General features: G+C 63.6%; 20 protein-coding genes. 14 read left to right on the top strand and 6 right to left on the bottom strand.

Annotated features, from left to right (window positions below; all coding sequences use genetic code 11):
* The first annotated feature begins 36 nt into the window (after positions 1 to 36).
* Complete coding sequence (locus CJ177_RS40030) at positions 37 to 1,533, top strand: stealth family protein (protein ID WP_179443402.1); 1,497 nt, start codon at positions 37 to 39, stop codon at positions 1,531 to 1,533.
* On the opposite strand, the gene ppk2 is transcribed toward CJ177_RS40030, so the two are convergent.
* A complete protein-coding gene (gene ppk2 / locus CJ177_RS40035; RefSeq protein ID WP_095870316.1) occupies positions 1,534 to 2,478 on the bottom strand; it encodes a polyphosphate kinase 2 in 945 nt (314 codons plus the stop codon).
* Positions 2,479 to 2,534: 56 nt separating this feature from the next.
* On the opposite strand from ppk2, the gene CJ177_RS40040 reads away from it, so the two are divergent.
* A complete protein-coding gene (locus CJ177_RS40040; protein ID WP_005252678.1) occupies positions 2,535 to 2,888 on the top strand; it encodes a helix-turn-helix domain-containing protein in 354 nt (117 codons plus the stop codon).
* Here CJ177_RS40040 and CJ177_RS40045 read toward each other — a convergent pair whose 3' ends face one another.
* The 3 genes from CJ177_RS40045 to CJ177_RS40055 all read right to left on the bottom strand — a co-directional run bounded on the left by CJ177_RS40045 (position 2,889) and on the right by CJ177_RS40055 (position 5,292).
* A complete protein-coding gene (locus CJ177_RS40045; protein WP_095870317.1) occupies positions 2,889 to 3,818 on the bottom strand; it encodes a phosphodiesterase in 930 nt (309 codons plus the stop codon).
* Positions 3,819 to 3,955: 137 nt separating this feature from the next.
* On the bottom strand, positions 3,956 to 4,828 hold the full coding sequence (locus CJ177_RS40050; RefSeq protein ID WP_095870318.1) for a slipin family protein: 873 nt from the start codon (positions 4,826 to 4,828) through the stop codon (positions 3,956 to 3,958).
* On the bottom strand, positions 4,825 to 5,292 hold the full coding sequence (locus CJ177_RS40055) for an NfeD family protein (RefSeq protein WP_009474346.1): 468 nt from the start codon (positions 5,290 to 5,292) through the stop codon (positions 4,825 to 4,827). The genes CJ177_RS40050 and CJ177_RS40055 overlap by 4 nt, the downstream gene beginning before the upstream one ends.
* Before the next feature lie 139 nt (positions 5,293 to 5,431).
* Between CJ177_RS40055 and CJ177_RS40060 the strand changes: the two genes are divergently transcribed.
* Positions 5,432 to 6,241, top strand: a complete 810-nt coding sequence (locus CJ177_RS40060) for a HugZ family protein (RefSeq protein ID WP_095870319.1) — start codon at positions 5,432 to 5,434, stop codon at positions 6,239 to 6,241.
* An 890-nt stretch (positions 6,242 to 7,131) separates the two neighbouring features.
* Here the strand turns inward: CJ177_RS40060 and CJ177_RS40065 are convergent.
* Positions 7,132 to 7,518 (bottom strand): TM2 domain-containing protein, encoded by a 387-nt coding sequence (locus CJ177_RS40065; RefSeq protein WP_061044455.1) that lies wholly within the window; start codon positions 7,516 to 7,518, stop codon positions 7,132 to 7,134.
* A gap of 245 nt (positions 7,519 to 7,763) precedes the next feature.
* Here CJ177_RS40065 and CJ177_RS40070 point away from each other — a divergent pair, with 245 nt between their 5' ends.
* The 4 genes from CJ177_RS40070 (at position 7,764) to CJ177_RS40085 (ending at position 13,063) form a co-directional block, all read left to right on the top strand.
* Positions 7,764 to 8,804: an HNH endonuclease gene (locus CJ177_RS40070; RefSeq protein WP_061044478.1), complete on the top strand. Its 1,041-nt coding sequence runs from the start codon at positions 7,764 to 7,766 to the stop codon at positions 8,802 to 8,804.
* 546 nt (positions 8,805 to 9,350) lie between these two features.
* Positions 9,351 to 9,710 (top strand): nucleotide pyrophosphohydrolase, encoded by a 360-nt coding sequence (locus CJ177_RS40075; RefSeq protein ID WP_037226903.1) that lies wholly within the window; start codon positions 9,351 to 9,353, stop codon positions 9,708 to 9,710.
* Positions 9,711 to 10,217: 507 nt separating this feature from the next.
* The gene (locus CJ177_RS40080) at positions 10,218 to 12,095 is read left to right on the top strand and encodes a DUF2075 domain-containing protein (RefSeq protein ID WP_331712331.1); all 1,878 of its coding nucleotides are present in this window, start codon (positions 10,218 to 10,220) and stop codon (positions 12,093 to 12,095) included.
* Positions 12,096 to 12,202: 107 nt separating this feature from the next.
* Positions 12,203 to 13,063, top strand: a complete 861-nt coding sequence (locus tag CJ177_RS40085) for an HNH endonuclease (protein ID WP_063819652.1) — start codon at positions 12,203 to 12,205, stop codon at positions 13,061 to 13,063.
* Positions 13,064 to 13,205: 142 nt separating this feature from the next.
* Here the strand turns inward: CJ177_RS40085 and CJ177_RS40090 are convergent, their stop codons facing one another.
* A complete protein-coding gene (locus CJ177_RS40090; protein WP_255221339.1) occupies positions 13,206 to 14,156 on the bottom strand; it encodes an HNH endonuclease in 951 nt (316 codons plus the stop codon).
* Positions 14,157 to 14,616: 460 nt separating this feature from the next.
* Here CJ177_RS40090 and CJ177_RS40095 point away from each other — a divergent pair, with 460 nt between their 5' ends.
* The 7 genes from CJ177_RS40095 to CJ177_RS40125 all read left to right on the top strand — a co-directional run bounded on the left by CJ177_RS40095 (position 14,617) and on the right by CJ177_RS40125 (position 18,851).
* Positions 14,617 to 15,036: a CoA-binding protein gene (locus CJ177_RS40095; protein ID WP_005252603.1), complete on the top strand. Its 420-nt coding sequence runs from the start codon at positions 14,617 to 14,619 to the stop codon at positions 15,034 to 15,036.
* Between the two features lie 113 nt (positions 15,037 to 15,149).
* Positions 15,150 to 15,839 carry a Tellurium resistance gene (locus tag CJ177_RS40100; RefSeq protein ID WP_061044453.1) on the top strand — a complete coding sequence of 230 codons (690 nt, stop codon included), beginning with the start codon at positions 15,150 to 15,152 and terminating at the stop codon, positions 15,837 to 15,839.
* 188 nt (positions 15,840 to 16,027) lie between these two features.
* Positions 16,028 to 16,321: a hypothetical protein gene (locus CJ177_RS40105; protein WP_257014909.1), complete on the top strand. Its 294-nt coding sequence runs from the start codon at positions 16,028 to 16,030 to the stop codon at positions 16,319 to 16,321.
* Complete coding sequence (locus CJ177_RS40110) at positions 16,321 to 17,685, top strand: hypothetical protein (protein ID WP_095870321.1); 1,365 nt, start codon at positions 16,321 to 16,323, stop codon at positions 17,683 to 17,685. The genes CJ177_RS40105 and CJ177_RS40110 overlap by 1 nt, the downstream gene beginning before the upstream one ends.
* A 139-nt stretch (positions 17,686 to 17,824) precedes the next feature.
* Entirely contained in the window at positions 17,825 to 18,052 is a 228-nt protein-coding gene (locus CJ177_RS40115) for a hypothetical protein (protein ID WP_257014910.1), read from the top strand.
* Positions 18,049 to 18,345, top strand: a complete 297-nt coding sequence (locus CJ177_RS40120) for a hypothetical protein (protein WP_061044450.1) — start codon at positions 18,049 to 18,051, stop codon at positions 18,343 to 18,345. The genes CJ177_RS40115 and CJ177_RS40120 overlap by 4 nt, the downstream gene beginning before the upstream one ends.
* A 95-nt stretch (positions 18,346 to 18,440) precedes the next feature.
* On the top strand, positions 18,441 to 18,851 hold the full coding sequence (locus CJ177_RS40125; RefSeq protein WP_061044449.1) for a secondary thiamine-phosphate synthase enzyme YjbQ: 411 nt from the start codon (positions 18,441 to 18,443) through the stop codon (positions 18,849 to 18,851).
* The last annotated feature ends 12 nt before the right edge of the window (positions 18,852 to 18,863 follow it).

The following is an 18,863-nucleotide window of genomic DNA, read 5'->3' on the forward strand; positions in this document are numbered from 1 at the left end:
GCCGTCGCCCATGCCTCCGCCGCCGCGGCGTCGAGACTGCGCGACCGCGCCGACGTGGTCCGGTTCAAGGGCCGCTTCGCGCTGCCGATCACGCACACCACGCCGCACGAGGCGATGGTCGAGGACCTGCTGTTCGTCCGCGACGTCCTCGACGGCGCCGGGATCGAGTATCTGCTGGTGCGGGGCAACGACGAACGCCCGGTCATCGCGGTCAACTGGGCGCAGCGGAAGGCGTTGCGGGCGGCCCTGGTCGCCGCGTGTGAGGACCGTCCGTTCTACTCCAAGACCGTCGACGCCAAGGGCCCCGCGGTCCTGGTCTCCGATGGCAGCCTGTCCGCGACGTCGAAGGCTCGCATCTTCCGGCTGTTCCGTCCGCGCGTGCACCTGGAGAGCGGCCTGAGTTACGGGGCGTCGACGGGTGTGCAGATCGAGCTGTGGTCGATCAGCGACGACGAGATCGTGCTGCCGATGGAGAACTCCCTGACCCGGCGTGTGGTGCGCTCGGAGGAGGCCGTCCGCGGCACCGTCGAGCGGTTCGGACGGGTGTGGCCCACCATCGAGAACATGTTCGCCGACCATGCGTCGGACATCAATTTCGATGTCGACCTGGTGTTCTCCTGGGTGGACGGTTCGTCCGCGGAGTTCCAGGCGCAGCGCGCCAAGCGGATGCAGAGCTACGTGGTCGGCGAGGGTGACGATTCCGCCGCCCGGTTCCGGCAGATCGACGAGCTCAAGTATGCGCTGCGCTCGGTGCACATGTACGCGCCGTGGATTCGCCGCATCTTCGTCGCCACCGACTCCGACCGTCCGGCGTGGCTCGCCGACGACCCGCGGGTGACGTTCATGCCGAGCGAGGAGTTCTTCGCCGACCCGTCGGTGCTGCCCACCCACAACTCGCAGGCCGTCGAGAGCCAACTGCACCACATCCCCGGTCTCGCCGAGCATTTCCTGTACTCCAACGACGACATGTTCTTCGGCCGCTCGGTGGGTCCGCAGATGTTCTTCTCCCCCGGCGGCATCACGATGTTCATCGAGGCGACCACCCGAATCGGGTTGGGCCACAACGACGACGAGCGCAGCGGCTTCGAGAACGCGGCCCGCGTGAACCGCCGGCTGCTGCAGGACCGCTTCGGCCTGATGACCACCCGGCACCTCGAACACGCCGCCACCCCGCTCCGCAAGAGCGTGATGGAGGAGATGGAGAAGGAGTTCCCCGACGAGTTCGCCGCTACGGCCGCAAGCACTTTCCGCGCCAGCACCAACATCTCGGTGACGAATTCGCTGTATCACTACTACGCGTTGATGAGTGGCCGCGCGGTGGTGCAGACGGCGGCGCGGGTGAAGTACGTCGACACGACGATGAAGTCGGGGCTCCGCGACATGGACTCGCTGCTCGCGAAACGGTCGATGGACTTCTTCTGCCTCAACGACGGCAGCGCACCCGAGATCGACCTGGAGTTGCGGACCAGGAAGGTGACGCAGTTCCTGGAGAACTACTTCCCGATCCCGGCGCCGTGGGAGACCGGCGTCTGATCAGACGGCGGGAAATGCGTCTTCCGGGCGCTCGCCCTCGTCGTAGACCGTTGCGGGAGAACCGATGAGGAGCGGGTCGGGGGTGCCGACCACCCGCAGGTCCTTGCCGCTGTAATCGAATTTGTGGAGCACCCAGCGGATCGCCTCGATCCGGGCCCGCTTCTTGTCGTTCGATTTCACGACCGTCCACGGCGCCTGCGGCGTGTCGGTGTAGAAGAGCATCGCCTCTTTGGCCTCGGTGTAGGCGTCCCACTTGTCGAGGCTCGCGAGGTCGGTGGGTGACAGCTTCCACTGCTTGACGGGGTCGGTGCTGCGGGAGACGAACCGGGCGTGCTGCTCCTCCCGGCCCACGGAGAACCAGAACTTCACGATGTGAATGCCCGACTGCACGAGCATCCGCTCGAACTCCGGCGCAGACCGGGTGAACTCCAGGTACTCGTTGGGGGTGCAGTAGCCCATGACGCGTTCGACGCCGGCCCGGTTGTACCAGGAGCGGTCCATCATCACGATCTCCCCGCCCGCGGGCAGGTGCTGGACGTACCGCTGGAAGTACCACTGGGTGCGTTCGCGTTCGGTGGGCTTCTCCAGCGCCACCACCCGCGCGCCACGAGGGTTGAGGTGTTCGGTGAACCGCTTGATCGCGCCACCCTTGCCGGCCGCGTCCCGGCCCTCGAAGATGACGACGACCTTCTCGCCGTTCTCCTTCACCCACGCCTGGAACTTCAGCAGCTCGATCTGCAGTTTCCGCTTGCGGTTCTCGTACTGCCGCCGCGTCATCTTCTCGTCGTACGGGTAGCCGTGTCGCCACGGTTCGTCGGTGTCGTCGATGGCGTGTTTGCGGCCGGACTTGCGCAGCAGCTCCCCGATCTCGTCTATCTCCGGTGTCACGTCGATCTGACCGGCACGCGCGAGTTCGAAGGCTTCGGGATCGTGCAATTCGTCCACACAGCAAGACTACCGCCGTGGGGCCTCGCCGTCCGGGCTCATGAGATCGTGGATCCATGAGCATCGACTACATCGTTTCCGCGCTCGACTCGACGGTCGCGGCCGAGCTCGGGGCCGCCCTCGACGGGTCGCCGATCGTCACCCTCGACGGACTGGTGCTGCCCGACCCCGCGCGCGACGCGGTGCTCGAACTGCTCACCCTGCTCGCGGACCGGCAGAGTGTGGCGCTCGGTGCGGTCGCGGACCTGCTCACCACGTCGCAGGCCGCGGAGATCCTCGGCGTCTCCGACACCTATGTGCGCCGGCTCGCCGACTCCGGCGCCCTGCCCATCGAGATGCGCGGCACCCACCGCCGGTTCCGGCTCTCCGACGTCATGGCGTACCGGGAGAAGTTCCCGCGCAGGGGCTGACTACACCCGCACCCGCGTGACGGCCTGCTCCCCGGTGTCCGGGATCCGCACACCCTCGGCTGCGAGCCGCTGCTCGGTTTCCTCGGCGGTGACGTATTCGCCGACGGTGTCGTAGCTGCCCATCGGGACCACCGAATGCACGATCGTCTCCGGGTACACGTGCACAAGGTTGTAGCCCTGGGCGCCGTCGCGTCCGCGCAACGCCCCGGCCGGGACGTTGAGGTCCTGGGTGTAGCAGGTGGCCGACGCGACCGAGACGGGGATGCCCGCGAACGTCGCCGTCGTCGAGTAGTGCAGATGTCCCGCGAGGATCGACCGGACGTCGCTGCCGCGGAGCACGTCGGCGAGGCGCGGCTGGTCACGCAGTTCCACCAGCACCGCCAGGTCGAGCACGCACGGCACCGGCGGGTGATGCAGCGCCAGGATGGTCCCGTGGGGTGCCGGAACCGCGAGCTGCTGTGCCAGCCAGATCAATTGGCTTTCGGAGATCTCCCCGTGGTGATGTCCGGGCACCGTCGTGTCGAGGGTGACGATGCGCAGTCCGTCGACGTCGTAGACGTGGTCGATCGGCTCGTACGACGGTTCCTGCCCGAGCAGTTCCGTCCGGAAGTGGCCGCGGTCGTCGTGGTTGCCCATCGCCCAGATCACCTGCGCACCGAGCGACGCGGCGACCGGTTCGACGATCGCGCGCAGCTTCTCGTAGGCGCCCGGCTGGCCGCGGTCGGTGAGGTCGCCGGTGAATACGAGGGCGTCCGGGCGGGCGTGCGACGACTCGATCTCGGTGAAGATCTGCCGCAGGGTGGCCTCGCTGTCGACGGCCCCGTACAGCAGGTCGTCGTCGACGAGATGGGTGTCGCTGAGGTGCAGCACGAAATGTGACGGTCGCGGATACTCGGCCGTCCGTATTTCGGCTGCCTCGGTGCCGCTCATCGGTCTCTCGCTTCCGCTCGCCCCGACGGGGGCAGGTGCCCGGGTGGACGCCACTATTTGTCCACCCTAGCCAAGCGCACTCCGGTCACCTCCCGGGGCACGCGCGGTGGCCGGACGGTGAACGGTGGGGCACGTCGTCAGTTTCGTGCGTGGTGCGGTGCGCGCGCCTCCGGGCCGGCGGGCGGGATCATCGCGGCGAGGTTGGCTTGCGCCTCGAACCGGGCTCGCTCGTCGCCGTCGTCCGTCGATGCCGCGTCCTTGGCCGCGGTGAGGAACGGGCGGACCAGGTCGAGGGGCATCGGGAAGACGACGGTGGAGTTGTTCTCGCCGCCCATGGCGCTGAGGGTCTGCAGGTAGCGCAGCTGCAGGGTGGTCGGGTTGCGGCTGATGACGTCGGCGGCCTCGACGAGTTTCGCGGACGCCTGGAACTCGGCTTCGGCGTTGATGATCTTGGCGCGGCGCTCGCGCTCCGCCTCGGCCTGCCGGGCGATGGCCCGTTGCATGTTGGCGGGGATCTCGACGTCCTTGATCTCGACGGTGGTGACCTTCACACCCCACGGCTCGGTCTGCTGGTCGATGACCTTCTGCAGGTCTTCGTTGAGGCGTTCCCGCTCGCCCAGCAGGGCGTCGAGGTCGGCTTTGCCGAGGATCGAGCGCAGCGTGGTCTGGGCGATCTGCAGGGTGGCGGCCAGGAAGTCCTCGACCTCGACGATCGCGCGGTCGGCGTCGACCACCCGGAAGTAGGCGACGGCGGTGACCTTGGCAGGCACGTTGTCGTGGGTGATCACTTCCTGAACGGGGATCTTCAGGGTCACGGTCCGGAGGCTGACCCGTTCCATCCGGTCGATCGCCGGGATCAGCAGCACCAGTCCCGGGCCCTTCAGGTCGACCAGCCGGCCCAGCCGGAACACGACGGCCCGCTCGTACTCACGCAGTACCCGGATCGAACTGCTCGCGAGGACGGCGAGGAGGGTGATGACGACGCACAGGATGACGATGATGGTGGTCATAGTTGGAGCTCCCATGGTTCGCGGCGGCGCACGGTGAGGGTGAGTCCGCGGATCTGCTCGACGATGACGGAGTCGCCCGCGGTCGGTGTCTCGTCGTCCCCGAACAAGGTTTGCGCCTTCCACAGGCTTCCGGCTGCCTCGACCTGGCCTTGCCGTCCCTTCCAGTTGCGGACGGTGGCGTCGGATCCGATGAGGGATTGCATTCCGGTGCGCACGGGCGCGTGCCCGGCGGCGAGCGCCTTCCGGCCGCCCACTACGGCGAGCCCCACTCCGACCACCGCGACTCCGGCGGCCGCCGGGATGGCGATCATCTGCGCGGTGTCACTGGACGTGAACAACAGCCACACCCCGGCTCCGACGAACAGTGCCCCGAGCCCGCCGAGCACACCCGCGGTCGGTGCGTGTGCCTCGACGACGATCAACAGCACACCCAGCACCAGCGCCAGCACGCCCAACGCGGTCATCTCGCATCACCCACGATCACGCTTCGCGAGGACCCGGCCGCACTCGCATAGCCACTCGGCGATCGAGCCCTCAGTTCAACGGTAAGCGCAGGTCGACGGCAATGCCACCGCCAATTTGCGGCGGGGTACCGTTCAACGAATGACCAACCTAGATCATGGAGATCCCGGTGACGCCCCGACCGTGCCGCCGCCGTTGGAGGAGGTCGCCAACCCGGCCCGCCCATCCGCTGCCGAGGAGGCCCGGACGGTCGCGGCCACGACGAACGTAGGCACCCTCGCGAGCCTGACCAGGGACGGCGACCCGTGGGCGTCGTTCGTCACCTACGGTCTGCTCGACGGCTCGCCCGTGCTGTGTGTGTCGCAGATGGCCGAGCACGGCCGCAACCTCGCGCACGATCCCCGCGCCAGCATCGCGATCGTCGCGCCGAACCCGCCCTCCGATCCGCTGGCCAGCACCCGCATCACCCTCGCCGGGTTCGTCTATCGCCCGGAAGGCGACGAACTCGCCGCCGCCCGGGAGGCGCACCTGGCGGCCGTCCCGGCGGCGCAGGTCTACATCGACTTCAGCGACTTCTCGCTCTGGGTGCTGCGGGTGCAGCGTGTGCGGTGGGTCGGCGGTTACGGGCGAATGGACTCGGCTAGCGAAGAGTCCTACGCTGCCGCGACAGCAGACCCCGTCACCCCGCATGCCGGCCCGGCGATCGAGCACCTCAACGCCGACCACGCCGACGCCCTGCGCGCGATGGCCCAGGCGCTCGGTGGTTTCCCCGATGCGAAGACGGTCACCTGCGAGGGCGCCGACCGCTACGGACTGGACCTGCGCGTCACCACCCCGCGCGGCGTGGCCGTGACCCGCGTCGGATACGCAGAGCCACTCGATTCGATCGACGAGTTGCGCGCGGCGACAGTCGCTTTGACCGATCAGGCCCGGGCGCTCACCGGGCGTTGAGCGCGTGCCCGCTGCGACCGGGCTGAACGGTTCGGTCGCAGCGGCACCCTTCGTTCTCGCCGCTCTCGCGCATTACCCGAACAGGCGTCAGTACTCGTCAGTGGAAACATTAGTATCAGGAAGCTTCAAGAGAATCGGTCGCTACCGGATATATACCCAGTGCCCGCTCGAGCATTGCTGCTTGCGTCCGTCGGGCGTGTACGTGATCACGCCTTCTTCATCGCACGGCCCAGCTACGGCGCCGCCGCCCCCGTTCATGCCCGGAGATCGCGGCGGAATGTTCACGGAATCGAATTGATCGGCGCAGTACTGCGTCCATGACGAAGTTGACCCGTCTGAATAGAACGTGTCGCCTCGGTTGTACACATTCTTGTCGGTGCCACACCACGAGATCTGCCGTTCTTGCGGCTGGTTTGCCACTCGCTCTGCTTCGAGGACTTCGTCGTGTTGTTGCTGACAGAAGTCAGACCACCCCGTGACACTTCCGTCGGACCAATACGTTTCGATGGGCCCGAGGCCAATCTGGCATGATTCGATGACTGGCTCCTCTTCAGGAACGAGTTCCGACTCAGACTCCCCAGCAGCTGAGGTTGTTTCAATGGGAGTCACCGGCTGAAGCGGAGGCACTGATTGTTGGCCCACGGCTGTAGTGGCGAGCGAGGGCACGCCCGGTGAAGCTGGGCCGGGGTCTGCTGCACCACCGCAACCCGCTAGGAACAGCGCTGCAGCGACCGTAGCCAGCTGGGCTCTCAAGGCTCCTCCACGGTTTGTTTCAGACGCTGTTCCGTTCATCGATCATTCCGTCCATATCTCGTACTTCGAACCGAATGACACGAAACCCTCTGTCGGAGATGGTGTGTGCAGACAGTGTTGTTTACGGTCTCGCTGGGTTACCTCAGCGGGAGTCCGTTCTTGTCCTTCGGTTCGCCTGCGAGGAGGACGATGCCGTCGATCACGGGCCAGATCCACGCGACGAAGAGCCACATGCCGAGGCTGATCACCGTCAGCACGATGTTCACGATCAGCATCGCGAATCCGAGCCCGGTATGGCCGGCGTAGAAGCGTCCCGCACCGAAGTACCCGAAGAAGATGCTCAGCAAGCCGGCGGCGAGCTTCGTCTTGTGCGAGTACGGCAATCCGGTCACCGGGTGGTACCCGTACGCCGCGGGCTGTTGCAGTCCCGATCCCTGGCCGAAGTTTTGGGTGGGATGGGCGAAGGGCTGTTGCCCATACGGCTGATGCGGTTGGTCGCCGTATGGATGCTGAGGCTGAGTCATGAAGTGCCGTCCTTCGACGATGTACGGTGCGGAGCTGAACGCAGGGTCAGGCGAACGGGCTGAGTCGAGCGATCGACATCCTCCACTAGGACTGAACACATCGCAGTTCGTTCACCGCTCACTTGGTAACACTGATCGAACGGCTGCGGTATCGGTTGTCTGACCGTATCTCTCGGGTACACGAATCAACTCGAGGATTCCGGCCGGCACCCAAGCACCCCAACCCCGTGCGTAGTGTTGCCCGGGTGACAAGACCCGACCCCGTCGACGTCGCCGGTCGCGTAGTGCAGCTGCTCGAGTCCGGGCGTCGTGAATCGACCTACAAGTTGGCGACGTTGCTCGCGCTGGTCGACATTTGCCTGGAGAACACCGCCGCCCCGGACGGCAGTCTCATGGTGCCTGTCAACGAGATCACGCATCGAATCGTGGCGTACTACTGGCCTCAGGTTCGCGTCTTCAAGGATCGTGGCCCGCTGTCTCAGAACAAGAGCGGCCGATCGATACCGGACCGGATCGCCGACGTTCGCGTCCAGCTGGCCGCCGAAAATTTGAGAACCGCGGAGGCCGCACGCGAAGCGGAACACCCAGACTACGCCCGACTCATCCGGTCACTGCGACTTACCGTCGCGCAACAGCCGCTCACGCATCTTCAAACGGTCCCCCACGTGCGCGATCATGACACTCGCGACGACTTCCTCTTCGACGCATCGGGTTTCCACAAGAAGATGACAGTGGGCGACGTCGACCGCATCGGCACGATCACACTGCGACCCGGCATACCGGAGGGCCTGCGTCGCACCTCCGCGCTACTTCGTGTCTTCATCCGGACCGCGTGGACCCACGACGTCGTCGCCTTCAACCGCGCTGAACTCGACGCGGAAGACCTGGACGGCTTCCTGTTCGGCACGGATCGCACTGCGTTGCGGTCCCTGGTGGAACCATTGCGTGACCTCCAGGACGACCTCTGCTTCTACTGCGACAGGCGGATGGCAGGCGACGTCCATATCGATCACGTGGTGGCGTGGTCGATGGTCCCGATCGACGGTGTCGCCAACCTGGTCGCGGCCGACAGCCGATGCAACCTCGACAAGTCGGCGAGCATCCCGGTTCGCGCCTATGTCGACCGAGCACTCGAGCGACCACACCTCACTGAGATTGCACGCACTACGCGGCTCCCGCTGCTGTATCGACGAACCTCATCCGCGGCCGAAGGCGTGTTCGCATCCTTGCCCGTCGGCTCACTTCTCTGGCGTGGGGTACGCGACTACGAGCCGCACACGGCCTGAGTCACTCCCGTCGGAACACCTGCAGCCATCGTGGAGGCGGATGCGGCGGCATTAGATCGGCCATCCACGTCGGCGACCGCCCTGAAGACCAACGGACGATCACGACCCGGGTGAAAGGTCCCGCCGGTGCTGTCGATCCGGTAGCAGCTGCTGCTCGACGCCCCACCCGGGCCCCGGGTCGGCGACGACGTCGCTGGTGTGGCTGTGGGGTCACTCTTCGACCCTGCAGAGTACTCATCCTTTCGGATCCGTCGGCGGTGTTGCACCTTGTCGACAACTAACGTCACTTAGCGATCGGGGCACAAATGTCGGTGCATCAGATCGGTACGACGGGGTTAACAGGGGGTTAACAGATGAGAACGAGCACTGCACGAGCTGCCTCGCAACGCCCACAGCGCATGTCCGCTGCCGGTGTGCACTAGTCGATCGGTGCTCCCCAGATTTCGGGTTTCACCTCTCGCGGGGATCGCCTGGAGAGGTAAGCCCCGACAGATCCGCCTTTCGTGCCCGGTCGAGCTCAACCGATGAGCGTGATAAGAATTCGACATGGGAATCGAAGATCTCCAGTCACTGGTATCGAACTTCTCCGAGCGCCGAGACTGGTCTCAATTCCATACCCCGAAGAACCTTGTGATGGCGCTCAGCGGCGAAGTCGGGGAGCTCACCGAGATCTTTCAGTGGCTGACTCCCGAGCAAAGCGGAGCAGTCGGTCAGGATGCGAAGACGCGTGCGCATGTCGAGGAAGAGGTCGCCGATGTCTTCATCTACCTGCTGCGGCTGGCTGAGGTCCTGGACATCGACCTCGCCGAAGTCGTGAGGAAGAAGGTCGAGCTGAACGACAAGAAGTACCCGGAAGACGAGTCGCGGGGCAGGGCGACGAAGTACACCGAGCTGGGGGGAACTTGATGTCGCGCGCCGTGCTGCAGCCTGCTGGCAGCGAGGAATCGCAGAGGCACTAGCAAGACGCGGTCGCGACTCGGTGTCACGCGCCGATTGTGTCCGGGTCGCGGCACCGATCACCGGCCGACTGACAGTAGCCAACAAGGTAGGTGATGCGGGCGCGGGCGATGGTGCCGCCGAACTGGTCACAGCCAAACGACCCGGCGTCGGTAGCCGCCTGAAGTACCGGTCTTATCACACCTGACCACAGCATGTGTGCCCATGGCGACCCGTATCCGAGAACCGAGAAGGACCACTTTCCTCCGAACGTGGCGTGCTGGCAAACAATTGGTGGAAGCTGCCACGGCTTGGACTTCGCGGGCCATTCGGCTGACACGGCACACCGCTGCACGAGCAGAGTATGCAACTCGGCTAATCTGTGTGTTGCGGCCCGACGGACTTCCGCTGTGATTCACAGCCACGGACATGCCCCCACCCGCACGAGTTGATTCGTGCTGCCCGGGGGACCCCACTGTGACCTTGCTTCGTACCTCTGCCGACAGAATCGTCGGCATGGCTCATCCCGAGTCCTTGGCTGAACAGCTTCTTGAACAGATGCTGTTTCGGACCGGTCGCCGGGCGAGCGACGCAGAGCAGAAGTCCTGGAGTCGCAGCCTCCCAGTTCTGGCCCGCGACTTAAGCGATGCAGGGCTAGGCAGCGTGGAGATGCTCGTCGAATACCACCTCCCACTGACTTCGCAACGGGCCGATGTCGTGCTCGCCGGCACTCATCCGAAAACGGGTGAGCCGTCGTATGTGGTCGTCGAACTTAAACAGTGGTCAGCGGCACATCGCTACGAAGACAGCGTGGAACTCGTCGACGTCCCAGGCATGCCAGGCGGGCCTAAGCTGCACCCCGTTGCTCAGGTGAAGGGCTACTGCGACTATCTCTCCGACTTCGCAAAAGCACTCGCCAATCGGCCCGACGCGCTCGCGGGAATCGCATACCTTCACAACGCCACCGACCCCGGCGCAGTCGCTGATCTGCGCGCCTTCCCTGTAAGCACGACCGCACGACTGTATACAGCCGCGGACCGGGGCGACATGGTCGAATTCCTCAAGACGCGTTTGTCCGCCACGGCAGGCCACACCGCAGGCGACACCCTCATTCGCTCCGCGGTCGCTCCATCGCAGCAGCTCCTCAAGGTTGCGGCCGCTGAAGTCCGCGACCGACCACAGTTCCATCTACTGGGCGAACAACAGCTCGCCGTCGACCTGGTCTTGCATTCCGTCGAGCAGGCGCGCGCCAGCGACGGCAAACGCATCATCATCGTCACAGGCGGGCCAGGCAGCGGCAAGAGTGTGATCGCGCTGTCTCTCGTCGGCGAGCTCGCTCGACGTGGCCGGACGGTCCTGCATGCAACCGGGTCCCGATCATTCACGCAGACGCTCCGGAAGGTGGCTGGCGCGCGTGCCCCGCGAGTGCAGAAGATGTTCAAGTACTTCAACCAGTTTATGACGGCAGACCGCAATGGGCTCGACGTGGTCGTACTCGACGAGGCCCATCGTATCCGCGAAACGTCCGTTGACCGGTACACCAAGGCAGAGCTGCGAACCGACCGGCCTCAGATCGACGAGCTGATCGCCGCCGCGCGCGTACCGGTGTTTCTCCTGGACGAACATCAGGTGGTTCGCCCAGGAGAAATGGGCTCGCTGGAGCAGATCCAGCGTCACGCCGATACCCTCGGTCTTACGACGCAGCACGTACACCTCGGCGAACAGTTTCGTTGCGGTGGCAGTGAAGAGTACGTGCTTTGGGTCAAGCGCCTTCTTGGGCTAGTCGAGGGAGGTCCGTGCGCGTGGAGGGGTGATCCGCAGTTCGCGGTTCGCGTTGCCAATACACCACAAGAACTAGAGCATCTCCTCTCACAGCAGCAAGAGCGCGGCTACACCGCCCGAATGACAGCCGGCTATTGCTGGCCGTGGAGCGACGCAAACAAGGATGGCTCGCTACCCGCCGATGTCCAGATCGGTGACTGGTCACGGCCGTGGAACAGTAAGAGCGACAGACGCCTCGGTGATGCACCACCAGCACCATTGTGGGCCACCGAGGAGGGTGGTTTTGATCAGGTCGGGTGCGTCTACACCGCGCAGGGATTCGAGTACGACTGGAATGGAGTCATTCTTGGGCCCGATCTCGTGTGGCGCGACTGCCAGTTCAAAACTGTACGCTCCGCAAATCGGGACCCCGATATGCGAAACTTAAAGAAGGTCAGCGATATCCGATTCAACAAACTGGTTCGCAATATCTACAAGGTGCTACTCACCCGCGGGATGGTGGGCACTGTCATCTACTCGACGGACGAGGAGACACGCAACGCTCTCCACGCACTGGTGAGCGAAAATAGCTGAGCCACAGCACTACCGAAACAAAATACTATACACACGAGCACGGCCCGACAGGCTTCCGCTTCAGGACATGCCTCCACCCGGTGCGATACGGGATAGGCGCACGAGCGTTGACTGCATGGGTACTTGTCATTTCGAAGGACTACCCAGATCACTGGGACTTCGCACAAAAAGACGGCTTTTGGGATACACGGCCCCGTACCAAGATCGAGCCGACTGACGACGTCTTCTTCTGGATGGCCGGCACAGGTCTCATCGGATGGGCACGAGCAACCTCGGAAACGTTCGAGTTGAACTCGTCCCATCCGCCTGCGCATTGGCACGATGTGGCCACCGGAGAATATCGGTGGCGCTTCACATTAGAGCCGCAGAGCTCCGCACCGGTGCGACAGCCACGATGGAAGGAGATGGCCGCGGCTACCGGAATCACTGTCCCCGCGAGCAACGGTCGCATCGAGGTGAAAGAGCTTGAAGGACAAGCATACTTACGCGGACTATTTGGGAACGAGCCCGTTATCGATCAGACTTTTCCGGACGGACTCACTGCCTATGCGCCCGGGGACGATCTCCGCAAGCGTGCGCAGAGAGACATCGCAGTACGTCAAGGGCAGGGGCAGTTTCGCAACTCCTTGATCAATTCTTACGACAGCACCTGCGCAGTTACTGGATCAACGGTTCTCGCCGTATTGGAGGCGGCACACATCGACCGCTACTACGGTATGCACACAAATCACGTAACCAACGGCCTATTACTTCGCGCCGATATTCACACGTTGTTCGACCTCCAACGCATGACAATCGATCAGCACTTGCGGATACGGGTCGGACCGGACCTAATTCACACGGAATACGGAAGTCACGAGGGCAAGCCTTTGAGGCTGCCCTCGAACCCCAGCCATCATCCGGATCGCGACGCTCTGCGCCGCCATTGGGAGAGCTGCGATTGGGCAAATATTTCGCAAAACCAGTAGCCCCTACGTATCCAGCGTGGCCGTAGAAACGGATTCTGTCTGGATCTCGAACTAGACAGCAACCGATTCGTTTCAATCAGCCCGACGACAACATCGGACGCAGGAGCCTGCATCCGAGCAGTTTGTGCCGCTGATTCAGCGACTACCCCGCTGACCGAAACTTTTCATAGCTTGCCTCAAGTAGTTCCCGATCGGGTCGCTCAGCCCGGACCGGCGGAACTACCATGAGCTTCTGACCGTGCCGTTCCTTCAAGCCGTATTCGAGCATCGGCCCGTCGATCTCGATGAGCAGGTCTTGTCGAATTTCGACCACAAGGTCAGGTCGGATGCCCAGAATATGCGCGTCGAATGCCGCATGGTGAATCTTGCACATCGCTAGCCCATTTCGAACAGAAGCGATGCCCTCATCGTCGGAGTCTGGAACGATGTGCGCCGCGTCCAGAAGTTGACTGTGCCCAAGCGCACAAACCGCGCAACGGGTGTCGTACGCGCGCATCACAGTGGACCGGAAGACGGGCTGATGCAGACGCCGCTTGGTCTCCGCAACGATGTATCGACGAAGATGCTCCTCCACAGGCGATTCCGTCCGGTGCAAATCACGCGCCACTTCCGTTGCGACCACGAATTGATGTTGCTCCGCTTCCTCAGCGACAATGAACACTGGGTAGATCGGCTGAAAGCGGCTCGGACCCACGCCATAAAACCAGATAAGCGGAACCTTCAGCTTCATCGCCGCACGAAGACCCCGGTTGTCCATGTTCTCAGGGTCCTTCCCCGACCACTTGTAGCGGAGGAGTCCATCCACACCGACCGTATCCTCGTACGGTCGTTCTTCACCAGCACGACGATAGGTTGTGCTGATCGACAATGCAGAGGCGAGCTGACGCGGCTTACGTATACCGCGAGTGGGATCCATCAATCGGAACATCTCGCCATCGATGGAGAAGTCGAGCAGTTCCTGTCTACTGATCGAGTCGAGACCGTCATTGGTGCGGACTGCCAGAAACCTCATCGCCTCGCTACGCAGACGCGTGTCAAAATCCGGTGCCACGTCGGCACCCTGAGAGATATCCGCAATCAACTGTTCCTCCACGTACTCACCCTTCCCGCCGCAACAGACCGACAGTAGCTGGCTGTTAGGATAAGTATCGATCCTGAGTACATGCTGCCAGCGGATCTCGGCGATCGGGCGTCCTTCACGCGAAGGCAAGGACGGTGGACCTGCCGGGCCGGAGACCGATCGATCGGGATGGTCCTGGTGACCAAATGGAGCCATATTAGCGTCGCAGGATGTCCGGACTGACTCCGCTTTCAGTGTTTCTACAACTTGGACGCCGCCCTGCCGCATTCGTTCTCGCGTAATGCCATAGATCTTCCCGGTTCATCGAGGGCGTACGGATCCGATTCTGTCGGCACGTACCGGAGCCGGATGACCTGGGCGATCGAGTCGGATCGAAGAGAACACCGATCCCGGACTGTCGAGCACAGATTCACGGGAAGTCTGATGGCCATTCCGATACCTCTGCGAACCAAGCGAGTAGTAGTTTGGCGATGTGGATACCAAGTGGCAGGACCCCAACGCTGTCTCGTCGATGCTCGACGACTGGGAGACGTGGGCAATCGTCGGACTCTCCGGCAATCCGGACCGGACGGCGTTCCGGATCGCGGAGCTGTTGCAGCGCCGAGGAAAACGTATCGTCCCGATCCATCCCGACGCCCCCACTGTGCTCGGCGAGCAGGGTTACGCCACTCTCGCGGACGTTCCGTTCCCCATCGACGTCGTCGACGTCTTTCGCCAGTCGGAGGCCGCCGGCGAGTTCGCGGACCAGGCCGTCGAGATCGGTGCGAAGGGTGTCTGGTTCCAACTGGGCGTCATCGACGAGGCCGCCTTCCAGCGAACGATCGCAACGGGCGTCGCGATGGTGATGGACACCTGCCCGGCGATCGAGTGGAGTGCACGGGATTCAGCGTGACCATGGTCGGGCTGTAGTCCGCCGCGCGCGACTGCCGCTACTCTGGACCAAAATCGTGCAAATCGGACAACTGTCTGACGCGCGCCGCTCAGTCAATCGGAAGGTTCCCACCCGTGGCCATCGACTACACCCGACGCCCCTCCACTCCTGCCGCACCGCAGGGCGGAGTCAACCTGAGCAAGGTGACCTTGTCGAAGGCCGCGCCTTCCGTCAGCCTCACGAAGTCGGGTGAGCGGCAGGGTGCGATGCGGGTCAACCTCAACTGGTCGACGGGCGCGACACCGCAACCGAAGAAGACCGGCTTCTTCGCGAAGCTCGCGGCCGCCGCGGGCGGCACCAACGGCATCGACCTGGACCTCGGCTGCCTCTACGAACTGGCCGACGGGTCGAAGGGTGTGGTCCAGGCACTCGGCAACAGTTTCGGATCGCTGCAGGCCCCGCCGTTCGTCAAGCTCGACGCAGACGACCGCACCGGCACCGTGACCGGGGGCGAGAACATGCACGTCAACCTCGACCGACCGGAGATGTTCAAGCGGATCCTCATCTTCGCGATGATCTACGACGGCGCACCCAATTGGGCAGCAGTGGACGGTGTCGTCACCCTCTACCCCACCAGCGGACCCGAGGTGGAGGTTCGACTGGACTCCTCGAACAGCTCCGCTCGCATCTGCGCCATCGCGATGCTGCAGAACACCGGACAGGGCATCACCGTCACCCGCGAGGTGAAGTACATCGAAGGCAGCCAGGCCGACCTCGACAAGACCTACAGCTGGGGCATGAAGTGGGCAGCCGGCCGCAAGTAGCGGCGCCTGCGGCGGCAGACGTTGGCGCCTCATGCTGACGGCGCGCGCGTGTGCTCGCAACCAGGTGCCGCGTCCACCCGTAGTCGGCGCCGGAATTGGGCGTCGAATATACTCTTCGCGGCCTTGCGGAGTCGGATCGAGGGGATCCAGATAGCGTGAGGTGAGGGGACACTTCGGGGGGACACATCGTGAAGGTCGATCCAACAGAACTGCGCGTGCTCGCTTCATCTATGCATGACGTAGGCGAAACGATCGATGACATCGAAGTCCGTGGCTCGATCAACACGGTAGGCGACTTCATGCCGGGCTGCGATGTCCCTGCGGCACTCGACGAGGCCGGCGAGTTCATCGAAGGCGCATATCTGCGAATGGCGCAGCGAGCGAGGAGAATCGCGGCTGTCGCGACCGGGAACGCGCACGAGTTCGAAGTTTCGGAGGACGACTTCCGATCGCAACTGAACGCAATCGGAGTTCAGCCCTGATGCCAACGCGCAGCGAGATCGAACGATGGAAGCCGGCCGCACTCCTCGATGTCGCCGCGCGTCTGCGCGTCGGGGACGCCGACTACGCAGGTCAGCTCGATCGAATGCGCTCGGGGATCCAGAATGCGGGAAGTCACTGGCACGGCGAATCGTACGATGCGGCATACGACCGGATCGGAACCGACTGCGATATCGGTGCACGGACATCGCGCGAGATCTTGGAGCTCATTGATGTGCTCGATCAAGGTGCGAACAATCTTGTTTCTCATCTGACTGTTGTCAACACCAGAACGGCTGAGGCCGAGGCCGACCATTGCGCTGTGGCCGATGACTGGTCCGTTGTCGGCTATACCGCTAAGGCTAAGCAACATTCATCCGCTATCGCTGCCGCGTTGCGGGAGCTCATGGTGGTCGCGGATGACACCGCGAAGAAGATTCGCGACGCCGCCGTCGAGATCCGGGCATGCGGAAATCAACTACCTGAGGGACTCGATCCCTCGGGCGCAGAACATGTTGTCGGCACACAGGAAGCCCGCGATCAAGTTTCAGCTGAAGCGTTCAATGACATGTTCGGGCGATACCCGCTCTCGCCAAGTGACTGGCAAACCGCCACCGTGCTGAATCCGAACAGCTACACAGAGAAGTACCAAGGAGTGCAGCCGGATATCAAGGTTGTGCACATCGATCCGGTACCGGGCCAGGGGGTCGTTCGGACGAGTAGCTTCATCGAGCAGTACTCGGTGTTCAACCGGCCGTACTACGACCTGGGAGACAATCGCCCGAACATTCCCGACTTCGATCCCGAAAACAGCAGAGTAACCACATATGTCGACTATGAGAACGGCATCGTCGTCATGCGGCAGAACCCGTCGGTCGATACCAACGGTGAGGTGAAGGTCGGGTCTCCGGACGCCGAGGTGTGGCAGGCGGACGACGGGTCAGTGCGCCTGAAGTACGAAGCAGCGAACCCCTTCCATCCGAAAGTCGGACCATTCGAAGCACCCGGCGATGCAATGCCCACCGTGCACGGCGATGTGGTGATCACGCCAGGGCAGGGGCAGCCTGGGATGCCCAGTTCCACTGGTGTGACGGTCAATGGAACGCGCGCCGACTATCCGTCCTTCGAGGTGTACCAGGACGATCCCACTGGCGCGACGCACACGGTAGCCGTGGATCCCGCGGCCTCGGGCCAGCCATGGGGCCCGGCGCTCAACCTCTGGACCGACCATGACATCGGCAGCGGCGAACGTGCGCTGGAACAGTTTCAGCACGTTCAGGAATGGGCTGGGCGCATCCCTCCCACCGTGTCCGATCTTCCCAGCACGTCCCTGGGCAGCACCGACAATCCGCCGCGCGTGAAGTGACCAGGAGGCGAGTCGAATGTTGATGAATGTGTTGAGAAGGGCCGCGACAACCGGCCCAGGCTATTGGAGAGCTGCAACTCTGGGCACTCCGTCATGGCTCGCACTCGTCGTCGCAGGGTTCTTTGCTGTGGCTCCAATCGTGGGCGCTCTCCTCCCCGGCGACCCGGCCGACGTGGCCGTCGAGTTCGCCGCCATTGGCACCGAAGCTGTCATCAGCATCCTGGTTGCGGTCGCGCTGTTCGCGAGCGGCTCGGCGGCCCGGCGCGGACTTGCACTGGGCATTGTCACCGCGGCGATAGTCGGCGTGGAGTTCGCGGCGATTCACTTCGCGATCAACATTGATGCACAGTATGCGGTGGCTCCGTGACCGAGAAAACTGACACCTGGTTCGGTGCCGCCACCTATCTGTCAATGGCGATTACGCTCGTGCTCCTTGTCGTCGGAATCGTGAATCCGTCGACTGATTCGGGCACCCCGGCCTGGGCATGGGCCGCTCTTGTTGTCGGGCTCGTCGTCATGATTGCATTCTTCGTTGTCGGACAGATCTATAGACGCATCGCGTTTGGAGTACTCATCGGGCTGCTGACGCCCCTCTGTGCGTTGTTGGCGATTCCGATCGTGGCAGGGATAGGTCACATAGTGGGTGCAGTCGTCGGATAGCCACCAGTGCAGAGCAGCGACTGACACATCCGCGTATGCGAAGGCCGCACACGTTCCGATCGACTGTCACGGGGCATGGCACTAACGTCGGAACTATGTTCAGTACCGAGATCGAGGTGCGCACCGGCGCTGAGCCGGTGGTGCACGACCTGACCCGTGAGATCGAGAAGTTCCTCGCCTCAGCCGGGGCCGGCGACGGCCTGTTGCATGTGTGGGTGCCGCACGCCACTGCGGGACTCGTCGTCATCGAGACCGGCGCGGGAAGCGACGACGACCTGCTGCGGGCGATCGACGAGGTGCTTCCGCGCGACGACCGGTGGATCCATCGCCACGGCAGCCATGGGCACGGCCGCGACCACGTGCTGCCGGCGTTCCTGCCGCCCTACGCGTCCGTACCCGTCTTCGATGGCGCACTCGCGACGGGCACCTGGCAATCCGTGTGCCTGGTCGACACCAACATCGACAACCCGGTGCGGCACGTCCGGTTCAGCTTCCTAGCCGGCTGAGCCGGCGCCTGC

Source organism: Rhodococcus sp. ACPA1 (assembly GCF_002300195.1).
Taxonomy (GTDB): domain Bacteria; phylum Actinomycetota; class Actinomycetes; order Mycobacteriales; family Mycobacteriaceae; genus Rhodococcus_F; species Rhodococcus_F opacus.